The organism is uncultured Rhodococcus sp. (assembly GCF_963525155.1).
Lineage (GTDB): Bacteria > Actinomycetota > Actinomycetes > Mycobacteriales > Mycobacteriaceae > Rhodococcus_F > Rhodococcus_F qingshengii.
In genome coordinates this window covers 1-17,144 of sequence record NZ_CAURKP010000116.1, presented here as the reverse complement: position 1 = coordinate 17,144, position 17,144 = coordinate 1, and the positions used below count along the sequence as shown (strand labels likewise).

Annotated in this window: 24 protein-coding genes and 1 tRNA gene; 15 read left to right on the top strand and 10 right to left on the bottom strand. The window is 63.6% G+C overall.

Going from position 1 to position 17,144, the window contains the following annotated elements:
* Positions 1-159 precede the first annotated feature (159 nt).
* The 6 genes from RWT78_RS20330 to rpmB form a co-directional block, all read right to left on the bottom strand.
* On the bottom strand, positions 160-624 hold the full coding sequence (locus tag RWT78_RS20330) for a hypothetical protein (RefSeq protein ID WP_007727550.1): 465 nt from the start codon (positions 622-624) through the stop codon (positions 160-162).
* Positions 625-643: 19 nt separating this feature from the next.
* Entirely contained in the window at positions 644-1,582 is a 939-nt protein-coding gene (locus tag RWT78_RS20325) for an AEC family transporter (RefSeq protein ID WP_003946401.1), read from the bottom strand.
* Positions 1,583-1,711: 129 nt separating this feature from the next.
* The gene (rpsR, locus tag RWT78_RS20320) at positions 1,712-1,969 is read right to left on the bottom strand and encodes a 30S ribosomal protein S18 (protein ID WP_003946414.1); all 258 of its coding nucleotides are present in this window, start codon (positions 1,967-1,969) and stop codon (positions 1,712-1,714) included.
* A gap of 9 nt (positions 1,970-1,978) precedes the next feature.
* Complete coding sequence (rpsN, locus tag RWT78_RS20315) at positions 1,979-2,284, bottom strand: 30S ribosomal protein S14 (RefSeq protein ID WP_003946379.1); 306 nt, start codon at positions 2,282-2,284, stop codon at positions 1,979-1,981.
* Between the two features lie 2 nt (positions 2,285-2,286).
* A complete protein-coding gene (gene rpmG / locus RWT78_RS20310; protein WP_003946358.1) occupies positions 2,287-2,451 on the bottom strand; it encodes a 50S ribosomal protein L33 in 165 nt (54 codons plus the stop codon).
* A gap of 4 nt (positions 2,452-2,455) precedes the next feature.
* A complete protein-coding gene (gene rpmB, locus RWT78_RS20305; RefSeq protein WP_003946346.1) occupies positions 2,456-2,692 on the bottom strand; it encodes a 50S ribosomal protein L28 in 237 nt (78 codons plus the stop codon).
* 104 nt (positions 2,693-2,796) lie between these two features.
* Here rpmB and mrf point away from each other — a divergent pair, with 104 nt between their 5' ends.
* From mrf to RWT78_RS20260, 9 genes are all read left to right on the top strand, one after another.
* The gene (mrf, locus tag RWT78_RS20300) at positions 2,797-4,050 is read left to right on the top strand and encodes a ribosome hibernation factor-recruiting GTPase MRF (protein WP_314677689.1); all 1,254 of its coding nucleotides are present in this window, start codon (positions 2,797-2,799) and stop codon (positions 4,048-4,050) included.
* Positions 4,047-4,301 (top strand): type B 50S ribosomal protein L31, encoded by a 255-nt coding sequence (locus RWT78_RS20295; RefSeq protein ID WP_003946367.1) that lies wholly within the window; start codon positions 4,047-4,049, stop codon positions 4,299-4,301. The genes mrf and RWT78_RS20295 overlap by 4 nt, the downstream gene beginning before the upstream one ends.
* On the top strand, positions 4,301-4,474 hold the full coding sequence (rpmF, locus tag RWT78_RS20290) for a 50S ribosomal protein L32 (RefSeq protein WP_007727540.1): 174 nt from the start codon (positions 4,301-4,303) through the stop codon (positions 4,472-4,474). Before RWT78_RS20295 ends, rpmF begins: the two co-directional genes overlap by 1 nt.
* 18 nt (positions 4,475-4,492) lie before the next feature.
* A complete protein-coding gene (locus RWT78_RS20285; RefSeq protein ID WP_003946409.1) occupies positions 4,493-5,104 on the top strand; it encodes a trimeric intracellular cation channel family protein in 612 nt (203 codons plus the stop codon).
* A 70-nt stretch (positions 5,105-5,174) separates the two neighbouring features.
* Positions 5,175-5,861 (top strand): response regulator transcription factor, encoded by a 687-nt coding sequence (locus tag RWT78_RS20280; RefSeq protein ID WP_003946387.1) that lies wholly within the window; start codon positions 5,175-5,177, stop codon positions 5,859-5,861.
* Between the two features lie 65 nt (positions 5,862-5,926).
* Positions 5,927-7,306 (top strand): HAMP domain-containing sensor histidine kinase, encoded by a 1,380-nt coding sequence (locus tag RWT78_RS20275; RefSeq protein WP_020908630.1) that lies wholly within the window; start codon positions 5,927-5,929, stop codon positions 7,304-7,306.
* A 226-nt stretch (positions 7,307-7,532) separates the two neighbouring features.
* The gene (locus RWT78_RS20270) at positions 7,533-9,059 is read left to right on the top strand and encodes a trypsin-like peptidase domain-containing protein (RefSeq protein WP_314677684.1); all 1,527 of its coding nucleotides are present in this window, start codon (positions 7,533-7,535) and stop codon (positions 9,057-9,059) included.
* Between the two features lie 80 nt (positions 9,060-9,139).
* Positions 9,140-9,637, top strand: coding sequence for a molybdenum cofactor biosynthesis protein B (locus RWT78_RS20265; protein WP_176720912.1), 498 nt, complete (start codon positions 9,140-9,142; stop codon positions 9,635-9,637).
* Positions 9,638-9,643: 6 nt separating this feature from the next.
* Entirely contained in the window at positions 9,644-9,820 is a 177-nt protein-coding gene (locus RWT78_RS20260) for a hypothetical protein (protein ID WP_003946347.1), read from the top strand.
* A gap of 59 nt (positions 9,821-9,879) precedes the next feature.
* Here RWT78_RS20260 and mscL read toward each other — a convergent pair whose 3' ends face one another.
* The 4 genes from mscL to RWT78_RS20240 all read right to left on the bottom strand — a co-directional run bounded on the left by mscL (position 9,880) and on the right by RWT78_RS20240 (position 12,226).
* A complete protein-coding gene (gene mscL / locus RWT78_RS20255) occupies positions 9,880-10,302 on the bottom strand; it encodes a large conductance mechanosensitive channel protein MscL (RefSeq protein ID WP_047272495.1) in 423 nt (140 codons plus the stop codon).
* Between the two features lie 99 nt (positions 10,303-10,401).
* A complete protein-coding gene (locus tag RWT78_RS20250) occupies positions 10,402-11,148 on the bottom strand; it encodes an SAF domain-containing protein (RefSeq protein WP_314677678.1) in 747 nt (248 codons plus the stop codon).
* A 77-nt stretch (positions 11,149-11,225) separates the two neighbouring features.
* Positions 11,226-11,537, bottom strand: a complete 312-nt coding sequence (locus tag RWT78_RS20245) for an FmdB family zinc ribbon protein (RefSeq protein ID WP_003946378.1) — start codon at positions 11,535-11,537, stop codon at positions 11,226-11,228.
* Positions 11,538-11,635: 98 nt separating this feature from the next.
* Positions 11,636-12,226 (bottom strand): 5-formyltetrahydrofolate cyclo-ligase, encoded by a 591-nt coding sequence (locus RWT78_RS20240; RefSeq protein WP_314677675.1) that lies wholly within the window; start codon positions 12,224-12,226, stop codon positions 11,636-11,638.
* A 59-nt stretch (positions 12,227-12,285) separates the two neighbouring features.
* On the opposite strand from RWT78_RS20240, the gene RWT78_RS20235 reads away from it, so the two are divergent.
* From RWT78_RS20235 to RWT78_RS20210, 6 genes are all read left to right on the top strand, one after another.
* On the top strand, positions 12,286-13,197 hold the full coding sequence (locus RWT78_RS20235; RefSeq protein ID WP_003946415.1) for a UTP--glucose-1-phosphate uridylyltransferase: 912 nt from the start codon (positions 12,286-12,288) through the stop codon (positions 13,195-13,197).
* Between the two features lie 125 nt (positions 13,198-13,322).
* Complete coding sequence (gene glp / locus RWT78_RS20230) at positions 13,323-14,582, top strand: gephyrin-like molybdotransferase Glp (protein ID WP_003946353.1); 1,260 nt, start codon at positions 13,323-13,325, stop codon at positions 14,580-14,582.
* Positions 14,583-14,603: 21 nt separating this feature from the next.
* Entirely contained in the window at positions 14,604-15,239 is a 636-nt protein-coding gene (locus RWT78_RS20225) for a GNAT family N-acetyltransferase (protein WP_007727523.1), read from the top strand.
* A 267-nt stretch (positions 15,240-15,506) separates the two neighbouring features.
* On the top strand, positions 15,507-16,241 hold the full coding sequence (glpR, locus tag RWT78_RS20220) for a gephyrin-like molybdotransferase receptor GlpR (RefSeq protein ID WP_003946339.1): 735 nt from the start codon (positions 15,507-15,509) through the stop codon (positions 16,239-16,241).
* A 102-nt stretch (positions 16,242-16,343) separates the two neighbouring features.
* Positions 16,344-16,419, top strand: a tRNA-Ala gene (locus tag RWT78_RS20215).
* A 274-nt stretch (positions 16,420-16,693) separates the two neighbouring features.
* A partial coding sequence (locus RWT78_RS20210) for a hypothetical protein (protein WP_314677671.1) occupies positions 16,694-17,144 on the top strand: 451 nt, incomplete at its 3' end.

Sequence of the window (17,144 nt, the reverse complement as noted above, 5' to 3'; positions counted from 1 at the left end):
TAGGCACTTGCGAGCTCCTTCATGTTGAGCACCGCTCGAGTCGAAAGCTGCCGACGAGCGAGTGAACGGGTGTCGGTTTTCAGTCTGTCCCGAGGAGACGCACACCACACCTGACGAAACGGAGTGTTCGATCGTCGAACTTGTGCCGTTTAGGCGCGGCTAGCCGTTGATGACGTGACGATCGCCGAGCGGTCGGCTCAGCGGGACATCCAAGCTGCCGAACACGGCAACCAGAATGCACATCTTGTCCGCGGCCTCGGGCAGTGCCCCGGTTCGGAGCGTGACGATCACCGTCGTATCGGTCTCTTCGACGGTTGCGTACGCGCCGTAGCACTCCGGAGTGCCGGTCACGAAGTGGACGGCCACCGTGTGATCGTCGACCTCGGACCACGATTCGAACATCGTGGCCGTCGCACCCACGATGTCGGTGCGGCTGTCGAACTCCGTGCCCATCTCGCTGTCGTCGACCTCGTCGGGAACGGGGGTTCCGAGCGACCAGTCGGCGGGACTTGCTTCGTTGGCCGCCATCGGATTCGGTGCGGCAACCGGCCCCGTGGTCTGGGCCCCGACGGAGCATCCGGCCACAGCAAGGCAGGCCAGAACGGCGAGGGTTAGTACACGCATGAATCCACCGTAACCCTGCTCAAGCGAGTAGCGCTGTGACCAGCGCAATTGCCGGAATTGACGCCAAAGTGGTGACAAAGGCACTGTCTCGGGCGAGGACCATTCCGCGCCGATAGCGGCTTGCGTAGATGAAGACGTTCTGCGCCGTCGGCAACGTCGAGACGACCACGATGGCGAACAACTGATGACCGTCGATGCCGAGGAGGAAATGCGCCATCAGATAGGCCAGCACAGGTTGGACCACGATCTTGAGCGTCGACGCCAGCGCGACGTCGCGGCGTGGACTCGAGCCTTTCTCCAGCACCCGCACGCCGTAGAGCGAGAGCCCGAATGCCAACAGCGCACCGGGTACGGACGTCGCGCCGATCAATTCGAAAGGCTGCATCAGCGGCCGGGGCGGTACCCAACCGATCAACGCGACGATCAACCCCGCAGCGCCCGCGAGCACGATCGGATTCTTGAACGGGGCGGTGACGGTGTCGATCAACGAGAGCTTCTCGGCATCCGCGCCGCGAAGGGCCGTCAGATCGAGGATCGTCAAGGCGATCGGGGAGTACACGACGATCTGGAAGAGCAGGAGCGGCGCGACGAACGTGGCATCGCCGAGCACGAACACCGCGATCGGGATTCCGAGGTTGGCTGAATTCACGTACGAAGCCGACAGCGCGCCGATGGTCAGTTCGGGTAGCGGCCGGTTGAGCCAGATCTTTGCGACGACGACGTACAGAGCGCCGACGGCAAAGGCAGTAGCCGACGCAACGGCGAGCGTCGGCGAGAAGATCACCGAAAGATCGGACGACGCGAGGGTGGTGAACAGCAGGGCAGGCGTCGCGACGAAGAAGACGAGTCGACCGAGAACGAACTGTCCTTGGCTACCGAGGGTGCCGAGACGGCCGAGGAGATACCCAACCGCGATGACAACAAAAATTACGGTGAAACCCGCAACAACTCCCGACACGCTGCGGGCACCTCTCGACTGGAATGAACGACTTCGGGAAATCTTAGTCCGGGCAACAAAAAGGCCGCGCAGTCGAGTGACTGCGCGACCTCTTCGGTACTTCTACGTGTGACTACTGAGCACGTATGACTACCGGGCGGCGGTGAAGGGGAGCAACGCCATTTCGCGTGCGTTCTTCACTGCAACGGCGACCTGACGCTGCTGCTGCGGGGTCAGGCCCGTGACGCGACGGCTGCGGATCTTGCCGCGGTCCGAGATGAACGTGCGAAGCAAGTTGATGTCCTTGTAATCGACATGCGTGATCTTCGCTGCGAACAACGGGTTCTTCTTGGGCTTACGACCCTCTACGGGGCGTGGCTTCTTCGACGGTGAACGCTTGACTGCCATCCGACTTCCTTACCAGCTCGACTTGTGTACGCCAGGCAGTTCCCCACGGTGCGCCATTTCTCGCACGCGAATCCGGGAGAGCCCGAACTTCCGCAGGTGGCCGCGCGGACGTCCATCCGCAGCGTCTCGATTGCGCAATCGTACCGGACTGGCGTCGCGTGGTAGACGTTGCAGGGTCGCTTGGGCCTTCGCGCGCTCCTCTGCCGAGCTTTTCGGGGAGCGGATCGTCTCCTTGAGAGCGGACCGCTGCTCCGCGTACCGCTCGACGACGACCCGTCGCTGGTTGTTCTTCGCGATCTTCGACTTCTTGGCCATGCCTACTTCTCTTCTCGGAAATCGACGTGCTTTCGCAGCACCGGGTCGTACTTCTTCAGTACGAGTCGATCGGGGTCGTTACGACGGTTCTTGCGGGTCACGTACGTGTACCCGGTGCCCGCGGTGGACTTGAGTTTCACGATCGGGCGGATCTCGTTGCGTGCCATCTGCTCAGACCTTCTCGCCGCGCGCGCGGATCCGGGCGACGACGGATTCGATGCCGTCGCGGTCGATCGTCTTGATGCCCTTGGTCGAGAGCGTGAGTGTGATGCGACGCCCCTCGCTGGGCAGGAGGTAGGTCTTGCGCTGGATGTTCGGGTTCCAGCGACGGTTCGAACGCTTGTGAGAGTGCGAGACGGATTTTCCGAACCCCGGCACACGTCCGGTCACTTGGCAGTGAGCCGACATGGGTGTTCCTTTCAACTTGCAGATGACAATCATTTTCGACAATGCGGTGAGATCAATGTACCGTTCAACCTCGGTAATGACAATCATTCCCAGAAAGGCCCGCTGTGAACACGATCTTGGACGGCAGGACTCCGCTGGTCCTGGTCGCCGGCATGAGCGAATCCACCCCACGCACCGCACGAGCGTTGCTGCGAACCGGAACTGTTCTGGTCCACCACGACCTGAGCCACGTCCGTGAAGGGGTGGTCCGGCGGACGGTCACCTCGATGACCGGGAGTGCCGGGTCTGCCGGCACTGTGTCCGAGCGCGAGACGATCCTCGAGCTCGCGCACGGCTGCGTCTCCTGCACCCTGCGCGAAGACTTGCTGCCGCTCCTGCGCCGGCTTCACTCGCACAGTTCGGTGCAGCGGATCGTGTTGCTGTTGGACCGGCAACTCGAGCCCGAGGCGCTGTGCTGGGCGATCGAGCACGTCGTCGTAACCGGCGTCGTCGGCCAACTGGACGGACCGGCGCAGCGGGACGTCCGCGTCGACGCCGTCGTGACGTGCATCGACGCGGCGACCTGGCTGGCAGACGCCACCGGCGACGAAGCTCTCGACGACGACCGCACCCTGGCTCAGGTCGTCGTCGGGCAGGTCGACTTCGCCGACGCGCTCGTCCTACGCGGGTCCGATGCGCTCGACGGCTGGCAGCGGTCCCGCTTGAACGCGGTTCTCGCGCGCATCGCTCCACGGGTACCCGTCTTCGATGAGGGAGACGACATCGAGGCACTGCTCCTAGAGGTGCCTGCGGATGCGCGACGCGGTGAACTGGCCGACGCTCACTCACCGCTGTTGCGTCGCCAGCCGCCGCTCGACGACGACGGCGGAGTGATGCTCGTCGAGTTCACCGCGAACCGGCCGTTCCACCCCGGACGTCTGCACGAGGCGATCGACGTCCTGCTCGAAGGCGTCGTGTACTCCCGAGGGCGAGTCTGGGTGGCAACCCAACCGGGTGAAGCGCTCTGGCTCGAATCGGCGGGCGGTGGCCTGCGAGTTGCCAGCGCTGATACCTGGCTTGCCGCGATGACGCCGGAGGAACGAGACCGCGTTCCAGCTGAACGCCGTGCACTCGCGGCCCTGAAATGGGACGAGCGTTTCGGTGATCGCGACACCTCGATGGTCGTTCTCACATGCGGTGCGAACCCGCTCGAGATCGACCGAACACTGCAGCACGCCTTGGTCACCGACGACGAATTGGCGGACGAAGCGTCGTGGGCAACGTGGGAAGACCCGTTCGGCGAGTTTCACGAAGACCCGTGTGACGAATCCGAATCACCTTATGCCGAAACCGAATCAACGCGAGAGGGAAACGAATGAAGAAGCAGATGCACCCCGACTACCACCCGGTGGTGTTCCAGGACGCCAGCACCGGCAAGAGCTTCCTGACCCGATCGACCGTGACGAGTGAGCGCACCGTCGAATGGGAAGACGGCGGCACGTACCCGCTGCTGGTCGTCGATGTCACGAGCGACTCGCACCCGTTCTGGACCGGAGCGCAACGCGTGATGGACACTGCAGGACGCGTCGAGAAGTTCGAGCGTCGCTACGGAAAGCGCAAGGCACTCTGATGGCTGTTCCCAAGCGGAAGATGTCCCGTTCCAACACGCGCAGCCGTCGTGCCCAGTGGAAGGCGACGGCGCCCGATCTGGTCGAGGTCACGGCCTTCGGCCAGACCCACCGGGTGCCTCGGCGACTGGTCAAAGCAGTTCGGCTCGGGGTGATCGACCCGAGCCGCATCTGACCGTGCGATCCTTGGCCGGTGCTGCTGAGGATCCTCGAACTGGTGGGCATCGTGGCGTTCGCGGCCTCGGGTGCCCTGGTGGGCGTCACCAAGCGACTCGACATCTTCGGGGTGTGCTCGGTCGGTGTGTTCACCGGCATCGGCGGCGGTATCGTCCGCGACGTTCTCCTCGGCGTCCATCCGCCCAGCTCTCTGAGCAGTTGGCCGTACTTCGGAACGGCCGCCGCCACCTCACTCGCCGTGTTCTACCTCCACGAGCCGCTCAATCGACTGCGTCGTGAAATCCTGGCGCTCGACGCACTGGGGATGGGCTTGTTCGCGAGCACCGGCGCCGTCATCGCGCTGGACAACAACGCCAGTTCGCTGGCGGCGACGTTGATCGGTGCGACCGCGGCGATCGGCGGCGGCGTGATCCGCGACGTTCTCGTCAACGAGGTGCCACTGCTCCTGCACAAGGACCTGTACGCGGTTCCCGCACTGCTCGGCGCTGCGTTGGTGGTCACAGTCTCGCAAGCCGGACTGTCCACCAACGCCGCGCTGGTGTGCGGCACAGCGTTCGCCGCGGTGTTCAGACTGCTTGCGTTATGGCGTCATTGGAGCCTGCCCGGGCCGAGGCGAACCCGGGACTGACCGCGACACGCCGGAGGCCGGAATCGGACCCTCTCAGCCGCATCTCAGCACTTCAGTCCAAACTGTCGGTATGCGTATTTTGGTGGTCGACGACGACCGGGCGGTTCGCGAGTCGCTTCGGCGGTCGCTCAGCTTCAACGGCTACACGGTCGAGCTCGCGGTCGACGGGCTCGACGCACTCGAGAAGATCCTCGCCAACCGGCCCGACGCCGTCGTTCTCGACGTCATGATGCCGCGACTCGACGGACTCGAAGTGTGCCGTCGTCTTCGCAGTGCCGGCGACGACCTGCCCATCCTCGTGCTCACCGCCCGCGATTCGGTCAGCGAGCGAGTGGCCGGCCTCGATGCCGGAGCGGACGACTACCTGCCCAAGCCCTTCGCTTTGGAAGAGTTGCTTGCCAGGTTGCGTGCACTTCTGCGTCGCACCGCGCCCGATCTGGACGCCGATTCCGAAATGATGGCGTTCGAGGACCTCACCCTCGACCCGGTCACCCGTGAGGTCAAGCGCGGCGAACGATCGATCAGCCTGACGCGCACCGAGTTCTCCCTCCTCGAAATGCTCATGGCCAACCCACGCCGCGTGCTGACCCGTGGACGCATTCTCGAAGAAGTGTGGGGATACGACTTCCCGACGTCCGGCAATGCCCTCGAGGTGTACGTCGGCTACCTGCGTCGCAAGACGGAAGCCGACGGCGAACCGAGGTTGATCCACACCGTCCGCGGAGTCGGCTACGTCCTGCGGGAGACGCCTCCGTGATCACCGCTCCGTTCGGCAAGAACGCCGAACCGAAGAAATCCTCCACCACCCAAGCGTCCGTCGAAATGCGCCCGCCGATGCCACTGACCCGTTCGGTGTCATTGCGTTGGCGTGTGACGCTGCTCGCCGCGTCGGTGGTGGCCATTGCCGTCGCAGTCATGGCGATCGCTGCCTACGCGGTGGTTTCGCGTGCGCTCTACGCGGACGTCGATCACCAGTTGCGTACCAGGGCGGCGGTGCTGATCGACAGCAATGTCGTGCGATTCGATCCTCGCTACATCTCCGGTGCGACGCTGTACACCACCGACATCAGTGTGGCCCTGATCTTCTCGGACCTGAGCACGTACCAGCCGCCCGGTTCCGACGTGCCGATCGGTGAAGCCGAAGACGCCGTAGCGCGTGGCGAATCGGATTCCTCGCTGCGAACCGTCGACGGTCAGCGAGTGCTGGCTCAACGAACCCATGACGGAAGCACTTTGGTGATCGGTCAGCGGCTCGCGCCGACCGTTGCGGTACTGGACCGTCTGGCCTGGGTGCTCTTCGTGGTCGGCGGGTGTGGCGTCATACTTGCGGCAGTGGCGGGTACTACCGTGGGCCGCACCGGTTTACGACCCATTGCCAGGCTGACTGCTGCCACCGAACGAGTCGCTCGGACCGACGATCTGACGCAGATCCCCGTTACCGGCAGCGACGAATTGGCGCGCCTGACAGAGAGTTTCAACACGATGCTGCGGGCGCTCGCCGAGTCCCGTGAGCGTCAGTCGCGCCTCGTCGCGGACGCCGGACACGAGTTGCGGACGCCGTTGACTTCGTTGCGCACCAACATGGAATTGCTGATCGCGTCAAGTCGCCCCGGTGCGCCGCAGATTCCCGACGAGGACATGGCAGAACTTCGTGCCGACGTCGTCGCGCAGATCGAGGAACTGTCGACTCTGGTCGGCGACCTCGTCGACCTGGCCCGTGAAGACGCACCCGAAACCGTGTACGAGCGCGTCGACGTCAGCGACGTCGTCGAGCGTGCGCTCGAACGAGCGCGGCGCAGGCGCAACGAAATCGAGTTCGAGGCGGTCACCACTCCGTGGTACGTCTACGGAGATCAAGCGGGCCTGTCGCGTGCCGTGCTGAACGTCCTCGACAACGCTGCGAAGTGGAGTCCGAAGGGCGAACAGGTACGCGTCGAAATGCGACCGGTGGGTCAAGGATTGTTGGAATTGACCGTAAGTGATGCGGGACCTGGCATTCCGGAGGAGGATCGGGAGTTGGTGTTCGATCGTTTCTACCGGTCGACTGCGGCACGTTCGATGCCGGGATCGGGTCTGGGACTTGCGATTGTGCGTCAGGTCGTCGTCAAGCACGGCGGCACCATCGCGATCGACGAATCCGATCGTGGGGGAGCGCTTGTTCGTATCGTGCTTCCCGGTGAACCGGGGCCGAGTGCCGAGTAGCGTGTTCTGTAGACCCGTTGGTCCCTCGCTTCGGTGACTGACGTCACGGCTTAATGCGTTCGGCCCGAAAGTCTTTCGGGCCGAACCGACAACACCGGTTTTTCACGTCGAACTCTGGGTAAAGTGACAGGCACGTCTCAGCGCCTTCTCAGCAGCGCAAGGCAGCATTGTCGGCAGAACAGTTGTGACTGCCCGTCCGGTGGTCACCGTAGACGAAAGCGAGCCGATGACCGAGGACCGTAACGTCGGGCCGACCCGGCCCGAGCAGCCCAACAGCGAGCCCACCACCCAGGCGCAGCCGACAGCACCTCAGGCACAGCCGACGGCACCTCAGGCACAGCCTCCCGTGCCGCCGCAGCAGCCTCAGGGGCAGGCGCCTCAGCAGCCGTACCAGCCGACCGAATCGTTCGCCCGACCCGCCGAAGCCCGACCCACTGAAGGCCGGCCCACCGAAGCCTTCGGGCAGGCGCAGCAGCAGCAGCCCACGCAGGCTTTCGGCCACCCGCACGGTGCCCATGAGGCCGCGTACCAGCAGAGCGCCCCGTACGGCGCACCCAACCCTGGTGGCCCCGGCGGTCCGAACGGCCCGGGCGGCGGCCACAACCAGATCCCCGCACCGCTGCAGGGGCCGAACTCCGGTTCGACCACCACAAAGCCGAAGTCGGGACGCATGGCGCTGGTTGCCGGCGCTCTCGCCCTGGTCCTGGTCAGTGGTGGTGTCGGTGGCGTGGTCGGCGCCGTCGTCGCGGACCGCAACGGTGGAACCGCGACGGTCACCAACTCTCTGAACGCTCCGAAGCCCACTGCGACCAACACGTCCAACGCTCCCGCCGGCTCGGTTCAGGCCGTTGCCTCGAAGGTCGTGCCGAGCGTCGTGCAGATCGAGGTAGCCACCGCGCAGGGACAGGGCGGTGAGGGCTCCGGTGTCATCCTGTCCTCCGACGGTCTGATCCTGACCAACAACCACGTTGCCGGCGCACAGGGAGCGCAACTTCGCGTTGCGTTCTCCGACGGAACCAAGGCCTCGGCCACTCTGGTCGGTGCCGACCCCGTCTCCGACATCGCCGTCATCAAGGTCGACGGTCGCAACGACCTCACCCCCATCGATCTCGGCAACTCCGGCGACGTCCAGGTCGGACAGCAGGTGGTTGCCGTCGGGTCCCCACTCGGCCTGGCCGGCACGGTCACCGAAGGCATCATCTCCGCACTCGATCGCCCGGTGTCCACGAGCGGCGAGTCCGGCAACCAGAACACCGTCATCGACGCTCTGCAGACCGACGCAGCGATCAACCCCGGCAACTCCGGTGGCGCCCTCGTCAACATGGACGGCCAGCTGATCGGCATCAACACGGCGATCGCCTCGCTCGGAGCGTCGTCGGGTACCCAAGGCGGTTCGATCGGCCTCGGTTTCGCCATCCCGATCGATCAGGCACGCCGCGTCGCCGACGAACTGATCAAGACCGGCAAGGCGACTCAGGCCATGATCGGCGTGACCGTGCCGTCGCAGGACAACGCCGACGGCGCAACCGTCATGGATGTCACTGCTGACGGGCCGGCAGCCAAGGCCGGTATCCCGAAGGGTGCAGTCATCACCAAGGTTGACGATCGTGTTGTCGCAGATGGTGATTCGCTGATCGCGGCAGTGCGTTCACATGCTCCCGGCGACAGGGTCTCGATCACGTACAGCGACGGCGGGCAGACCAAGACCGTCGACGTCACGTTGGGAACCGCGGCAGCGCAGGGCGGTCGATGATGTTCGGCGATCAGCAGACGATCGACCCGATCTTCGGCCAGATCGCAACGGCGTCGCGATCGGACACTACGGTAGGAGTCATGGAACTCGAAGCCACATCGGCCGGCCGCGCTCTGGTCGTCATCGTCGACGATCGCACAGCCCACGGCGACAACACCGACTCCATCGGTCCACTGGTCACGGAACTGCTGAACGAAGCGGGTTTTCTCGTCGATGCGACGGTCGCCGTCGCCGCCGACGAAGTGGAGATCCGCAACGCTCTCAACACCGCAGTCATCGGTGGCGTCGACCTCGTCATCTCGGTCGGCGGTACCGGGGTATCCCCGCGTGACGTCACTCCTGACGTGACCGCTGAGGTTCTCGATCGCGAGATCCCGGGAATTGCCGAAGCACTTCGTGCTTCCGGTCTTTCGGCCGGATCGCTCGAAGCAGGCTTGTCCCGCGGCCTCGTCGGGGTTTCGGGAAGCACCGTGGTAGCCAATCTGGCGTCGACCAGGCCGGCAATTCGCGACGGCATGGCAACCCTGACGGCTTTGGCGAGTCACGTGATCGCCGAGCTGTCCAGCCTCGAGGGCTGAGACAGCTTGTCGGAGCAACCAGATACCCCGAAGAAGCCGTCAGTCGACAAGAAGCGCCTGGCGCGCATCTTCGGGGACGTCTTTCCCGAGACGACGTCGGACGAGCGGGGTCCCGAAGGATCCTCGCGGTCCTCGGACGACGACTGGCTGCGCAGTCAGCGGCCCCCGCACCACGGCGGTTGAGAAGTAAATCAGGCCCCCGGACAATTGTCCGAGGGCCTGATTTGATCTGTGGGCACTGCCTATTCGAGAGACTTGGCGTGCGCTCCCGTGTCGGCGCCACCGGCATTGGCCGAGAGGATGTCGCGGATCTGGATGAGCAGATCGGTTTCGCTGGCTTCCTTGTCCTCGGGCTCGGAGACGAACTTCTTCTTCGCCGCATTCGCAGGGACGATCAGCACGAAGTAGACGACCGCTGCGATGATGATGAAGTTGATGATCGCGGTGACGACCGCACCGAAGTTCAGGAACGTCTCAGCGGAGTCACCCGTCAGCTGAATGCCCCACCCGTATTCGTTGGCTCCGCCAATCGAAGCGACAAGTGGGTTGATGATATTGCTGGTGAAGGCAGTCACGATGGCGGTGAAGGCCGCGCCGATGACCACTGCGACGGCCAGGTCGAGCACGTTTCCGCGAAGCAGGAAGTCCTTGAATCCCTTGAGCATGTCGGTGTCCCCTCGAGTCTCCGATGGCAAGTGCCAGATGGTCCGTTGATACCGAACCGACTGGAAAAATCCTAGAGGAGCTTCGGACGCTTTGTGCGGTCAGCGGAATGTCACGGTGATCGCATTGGACAGGGATGCCGCGGCTACGACGTTGGCTGCTGGTGTCGGCAGGGCCAGCAAAATCACCTGTTCCTGCTGGTTACGTGTACTTTCCGACGTGGTGACCAAAGCGACTACTGCTCCCGCTGCAAGAATCTGCGGGGCCTTGTCGGCAATTGATTCGTTGGGTGTGTCGGGGTGGGGTGTGTCTGGGCGGGATGTGTCAGGGCCGACGGTCAGGACGTCGACGACATCGCCGCTGCGCAAAATTTCTGCAACGGCCGCATCGGCAAGTCGCACGGGCACGATGCGGGCGTCGTCGGTTCCTATCGACAACCCGGCCAGCCGTGGGCTGAGAACACGCACATCGGTGACGGTTTCTCCGGAGCGAATCGGGCCGGCAACGGTTCTTCCGACCACCAGGTCGGCATCGGAGACAACTCCTTCGGGAAGTTGTTTCGAGTCGATCTCGCGGACCTCGACGTCCGAATCCGCAATCACCTGCCCCGGAGTGAGATCGCGGCTCGAGACAACTACTGCGACGGTGTCGGTCGCGGGATCGCCTCGAAAGAAGAGAACAACGCCGAGTGTGGCCAGGACAACGGCTGCGATCTTGCGGACGGTCGCTGAGCGAAACCGTGTGCCGCGTGTCAGTTCGACGACGCGATCGAAGGTGTTCGGCGTGAGATCGAGCTGGGCGCGCAATGGATGGGAGCGCCTCGGCGAACGAGAACGTACTGACGGCATTCATGCACGTTAGGGCCGGAAGCGGTGCTTCCGGCCCTAACGATGTGAACCTGTGGACAACCCGGAGGTTGTGGAAATCAGCTTGCGGCAGCCTTTGCGGGCGCCGGCGTGCTGGTCGACGAACTCGATGTCGAAGAGGAGTCCGACTTGGACTCGGACTTCGCAGCGGGTGCCGAATCGCTCTTGGCGGGCTCGCTCGCAGTCCCGGAGCCACCGCGGCTGTCGGTGCGGTAGAAGCCGCTGCCCTTGAACACGATGCCAACAGAGTTGAACAGCTTGCGGAGCTTGCCTGAGCAAGCTGGGCAGACCGTCAGCGAATCTTCGCTGAAGGACTGGACGATGTCGAAACGGTTGTCACATTCCGTACATGCGTATGAGTAGGTGGGCACCGGGCTTCCTCCGCACTGTGATGTTCGAGCAGCCGCGTATTTACACCGCAGCCTTTAGCACTCTACAAGTGACAGTGCCAACAGTGCTAATCAGGGATCTATTCCCGCAGATCAACGCCTTTGAGTTGCGTGAGGCCGCCGCGCGGCGTCAATGCCCAGCCCATGGGAATGTCGTGGTCGTCGGCAGGCAAGGTCTCGACGAGTTCGGAGTCTCTGACAATTGCCACGAGCCGAGTCTGTGGTCCGACCGACCCGAGCGTCCGGTCGTAGAAGCCTGCGCCACGGCCGAGGCGTGTTCCGCGAAGATCCACCGCGAGAGCAGGGACAAGCATGCATTCCACGTCGGACAGGGTTTCCGGTGGTAGGACGGGTCCGACGGGCTCCCGAATGCCGTACTTCGCGGGGCGCAAACCGTCCGCGCCGCTGTACTCGACCCAGGACAACGGTCCCGGCTCCCCAGTGATCGGAAGTAGTACACGCTGAGCGATCTCGGCAACGGCGTCGAGCAAGTCGGTGGATCCTGGTTCGGTGCGGGTGGGGACGTACGCACAGACGATCGAGCCGTCGACAATTACTGAACGTATGTGCGTGATCAACGCCGCAGTTTCCGTGTTTCGAGTGTGCTCGGAGACTGCATCACGTGCTGCGAGTGTGATTTGTCGCCATTGTGCTTTTGTCTGAGGTGTCACCCCGCAACGATATTCGTCGTGCTGACCGAGCGGTAACAAGCGGCGGCTAAGGTGTTGGCATGACAGACGTTGTCGCTAGCAGCACGAGGGCCTTCCGTACGGCCGTGGTTCCCGCAGCCGGACTTGGTACGCGTTTCCTGCCTGCCACCAAGACGGTTCCGAAAGAATTGCTGCCGGTCGTGGACACACCGGGTATCGAACTGGTGGCAGGTGAAGCTGCGGACTCGGGAGCCGAGCGGCTCGTCATCGTGACGTCCCCGGGCAAAGACGGCGTGGTTGCCCACTTCGTCGAGGATCTCGTGCTCGAAAGCAAGCTGGAAGCAAGCGGAAAACTCGCTGCCCTGGCGAAGGTGCGCAAAGCGCCGGGTTTGCTCGAAGTCGACTCCGTGATTCAGGAGCAGCCCCTCGGCCTCGGGCATGCAGTCGGTTGCGTCGAGTCGGTTCTCGACGACGACGAAGACGCCATCGCGGTCCTTCTGCCCGATGATCTCGTACTACCGCGTGGCGTCCTGGAGATCATGGCGCGTGTTCGGGCCAAGCGCGGCGGGTCCGTTCTCTGTGCAATCGACGTCCCGAAAGACGCAGTCAGCGCGTACGGCGTCTTCGACGTCGAGATCGTTCCCGACGCGGTCAATCCCGACGTCCTCAAGGTCGTCGGCATGGTCGAGAAGCCGGCTGTGGAAGACGCGCCGTCGACCTTTGCCGCTGCAGGTCGCTATCTGCTCGATCGTGCGATCTTCGACGCACTTCGTCGCATCGAGCCGGGAGCCGGCGGTGAGTTGCAACTCACCGACGCCATCGCTCTCCTGATTTCCGAGGGCCATCCGGTTCACGTGGTGGTGCACCGCGGAACGCGTCATGACCTGGGCAACCCCGGCGGGTACCTCCGCGCTTCGGTGGACCTGGCACTCGACAGTGACGATTACGGCCCGTCCTTGCGTAAGTGGCTCGCGGATCGGCTCGACCGCTGAGCGTGTCGCCACGGTGGTTGATCGCCCGATAACGCAGTATCAATGTGCTTGTCCCTTTTCGGCGGCAAGGCATCATGAGCTGACGGATATCACCGAATTTCCAGACACAGGAGGACGCGGACCAGATGCGGTCGGTTGAGGAGCAGCAGACCAGGGTTACCGCTGCTGCAGTGGCACCCCGTCCGGTTCGGGTCGCCATCTCGGAGGCGCAGGGACTGCTGTGTGCCGAGGAAGTGGTGACCGAACGCCCATTGCCGGGATTCGATCAAGCTGCCATCGACGGTTACGCGGTTCGTAGTGTCGATGTCGCCGGCGCTGGAGCCGACCTCCGAGGCGAGGACGGCGAGCCTACCGACCTCAGCTTGCCGGTGGTCGGTGAGGTGACGGCGGGCTCACGCCAACCGATCCGCTTGCAACCTCGCCAGGCCGTCCGAGTCGACACCGGCGCGCCGTTGCCCACGCTGGCCGACGCAGTTCTTCCGCTCGAGAACACCGACGGTGGTCGCGCTCGCGTTCGGATCTTCGAGCCGGTGCGTTCGGGCGATTACGTTCGCCGTGCAGGCGACGACGTCCAGCCGGGCGACGTGGCCGTTCGGGCAGGCACCATCATCGGAGCCGCACAGGTCGGGTTGCTCGCCGCGGTCGGCCGCGACAAAGTACTCGTCCATCCCCGTCCGCGCCTCTCCGTCATCAGCGTCGGTGGAGAACTCGTCGACGTGGATCGCACGCCGGGACCTGGTCAGGTATACGACGTCAATTCGTATGCCCTCGCCGCCGCAGCGCGCGATGCCGGCGCCGACGTCAACCGTGTGGGAATCGCAGGCAACGACTCGCGTCGTCTTCGCGAAGTAGTCGAGGGACAGCTGATTCGCTCGGAAATCGTTGTCATCGCCGGTGCCGTGGGCGGCGGAGCGTCCGACGAGGTTCGTGAGGCGCTTGCCGACCTGGGGACGCTCGAAGTGGAGCGCGTTGCCATGCATCCGGGATCAGTGCAGGGCTTCGGAAAGCTGGGAAGGGACGAGGTTCCGACCTTTCTCCTACCGTCCAACCCGGTCAGCGCACTGGTGGTATTCGAAGTCATGGTTCGCCCGCTGATCAGAATCGCGCTCGGACGCCGCCAGCCGATGCGGCGAGTAGTGAAGGCGCGGACAGTGGGAACCATCACGTCGATTGCCGATCGCAAGGGTTTTCTGCGTGGTCAGCTGATGCGTGACGAAGCGACAGGGGAGTACCTGGTGCAGGCCCTCGGGGGTGCGCCCGGTGCGTCCTCACATCTCCTCGCGACCTTGGCGGAAGCCAATTGCTTGGTTCTGGTCGATCGAGACGTCACCGAAGTGCACATCGGTGAAGAAGTCGACGTAGCTTTTCTCGCCCAACGTGGGTAACGCCGATCCGAGTGGGGTGTGATGTCAGTCCATCCAGGATGGCCGGAAGATCTCGGCCCGCTGCGAGTGCCCGCGGGAGTGGTGACCGTCCGCCCCGTGAAGCTCCGTGACGCTGCTGTGTGGAGTCGTCTCCGCATTCGCGATCGCGAGCACCTCGAGCCGTGGGAGCCCACCGGAGAATCGCCATGGGATGCTCGCCACCACATCACCGTCTGGCCGTCCCTGTGCGGAAACCTTCGCTCCGAAGCGCGCAAGGGCAGGATCCTTCCCCTGGTGATCGAACTCGACGGGAAGTACTGCGGGCAGGTCACCATCGGAAATGTGGTGCGCGGCGCTCTGCGGTCCGCCTGGGTGGGCTATTGGGTCGCCTCGCACGTGACCGGTGGGGGCGTAGCCACAGCTGCCGTTGCGCTCACACTCGATCACGCATTCTCGAAGGTCGGTCTGCATCGAGTGGAGGCCACTGTTCGGCCGGAGAACGCGTCGAGTCGCGCAGTCCTACGAAACGTTGGGTTCCGGGAGGAAGGTCTTCTCAAGCGCTACCTCGATGTCGACGGCCAATGGCGTGATCATCTTCTGGTCGGAATGACCATCGAGGAAGTACCCACCACAGTCGTCGACAGATTGGTGCGGTCCGGACGCGCTTCGTGGGTGTGACGAAGACGGCGCCAGAAGCGTGAGAAACGCGAGCTAAACAGCAGTTACCGCTGAGTAGTCCTACTTTCGGTCGGGAAACAGTGGTTTTTGATTCAACCAGAACTTGAGACTTTTGGGACTGAACCGGAAGTTCAGTTCGGTACGCGTGTGACACATGAGTATGGTGGGGTTCGGCGCGTCGGCAACGATGCGAGGGCGTCGGCCGTTAACCTTGACTCGTCAACGGCTGGCATAGGTGCTGGTAGGTGATCGGGAGGAGGCCGCGGCATGCCTAGCTCATTCGTGTGGATCGGGCTGGTGGCCGTGTGGCTGTTCGTCCTGGTGCCGATGCTTGTCAACAAGCGCCCCAGGATCCGGCAGACGAGTGACGCGGCACTCGCAACTCGAGTACTTCACCGCGGCGACAGCAACCCTGTTCAGCGCGGGCCGGCAGCAGGACATCGAAGCGATCCGAACTGGCAACCAGAACCAGTGCGCAGCAGCTACGACGCGGAGGACCAGATGGACACTCACGCAGACGACGACTACGCCGGCGGTCGTGCACCGGTCGGAGAATTTGTTCCCGTTCGGCGCGGCCGAGGCGGATTCGACCCCGAAGCGGATGCCATCGCCCGGGAAGCGCGGTATGCATTCCGTCAGCGGACGTTGCTGGGCCTTGCGTTCGTCGCGATTCTCTCGGGCGCTCTCGCATTGATCATCTCGCCGATGGTGTGGTGGTTGTTTGCGCTGACCGTGTGCGGCCTCGGCGGGTACATGGCGTACTTGCGTCGGCAGGTTCGGATCGAGCAGGAGATTCGCCGCCGTCGTACCGAACGCCTCAACCGATCGCGACTCGGAGTCGAATCGCACACCGACGAAGAGCTTCGCCTGATTCCGGCACGACTGCGCCGGCCAGGAGCGGTTGTCCTCGAGGTCGACGACGAAGATCCGGTGTTCGATCACCTGGATCACTACGAAGAAGAGATCAGGCACACCGAGATGCGGCGCGCGTCCGGTCAGTGATCTTCTGGGCCGATCTTGTCGGGCCGAAAGTTCGTGTCGGGTGATTCCAACGGGAGTATTCGTTCCTGTTAGAGTTGCCGAGCACCGCTGAGGCGGTGGCACGGGGCTGTGGCGCAGTTGGTAGCGCGCTTCGTTCGCATCGAAGAGGTCAGGGGTTCGATTCCCCTCAGCTCCACCAAGAAGTACCAGCGAAAAGGGTCTTTCAACGAAAGTTGAACGACCCTTTCCTGCATTTTCAGGGCCTGCCCGAATTGCGAAGATTCGATCTGAGTGTGCGCCGTTTCATACGATTGCGACCGCTGATCCGGACCGTTGAGCTTCCAAGTGAGGGATGATCCTTGGGCGGATACATGTTTGCCGGAAATGTAACGAGGGTGTGTCCGGTGCGATAGGCACGGTGAGTCTGCCGCAGTTTTCCGCAGGTCGGACGTATGTGTCGGGGAGGAATGTCGATGAGCCAGCCACGACGGCTAGCGATGATGCTTGTTGCTGTGATGTGCCTGATGGGTATCGGCGTTCTTGCCGTATCGGTCTTCCCTGCCATCGTCGCCGCCCAACCTGGCGGCAACAGCGGTGGTGGCAACAACGGCAATGGAAACGGCAATTACGGCAACAACGGCGGTAATAACAACGGCAACGGTGGCAATAACAACGGCAACGGTGGCGGTCACAACGGCAACAACGGCAACGGTGGCGGCAACAACGGCAACGGTGGCGGCAACAACGGCAACGGCAACTATGGCTGGCATTGTCACCGTCACAACTGCGGCACGACCGTAATTCCGACACCGACCACGACTGAGCCGACGACCACGACTGAGCCGACGACCACGACTGAGCCGACGACGACGACTGAGCCGACGACCACGACTGAGCCGACGACGACGACGACGACTGAGCCGA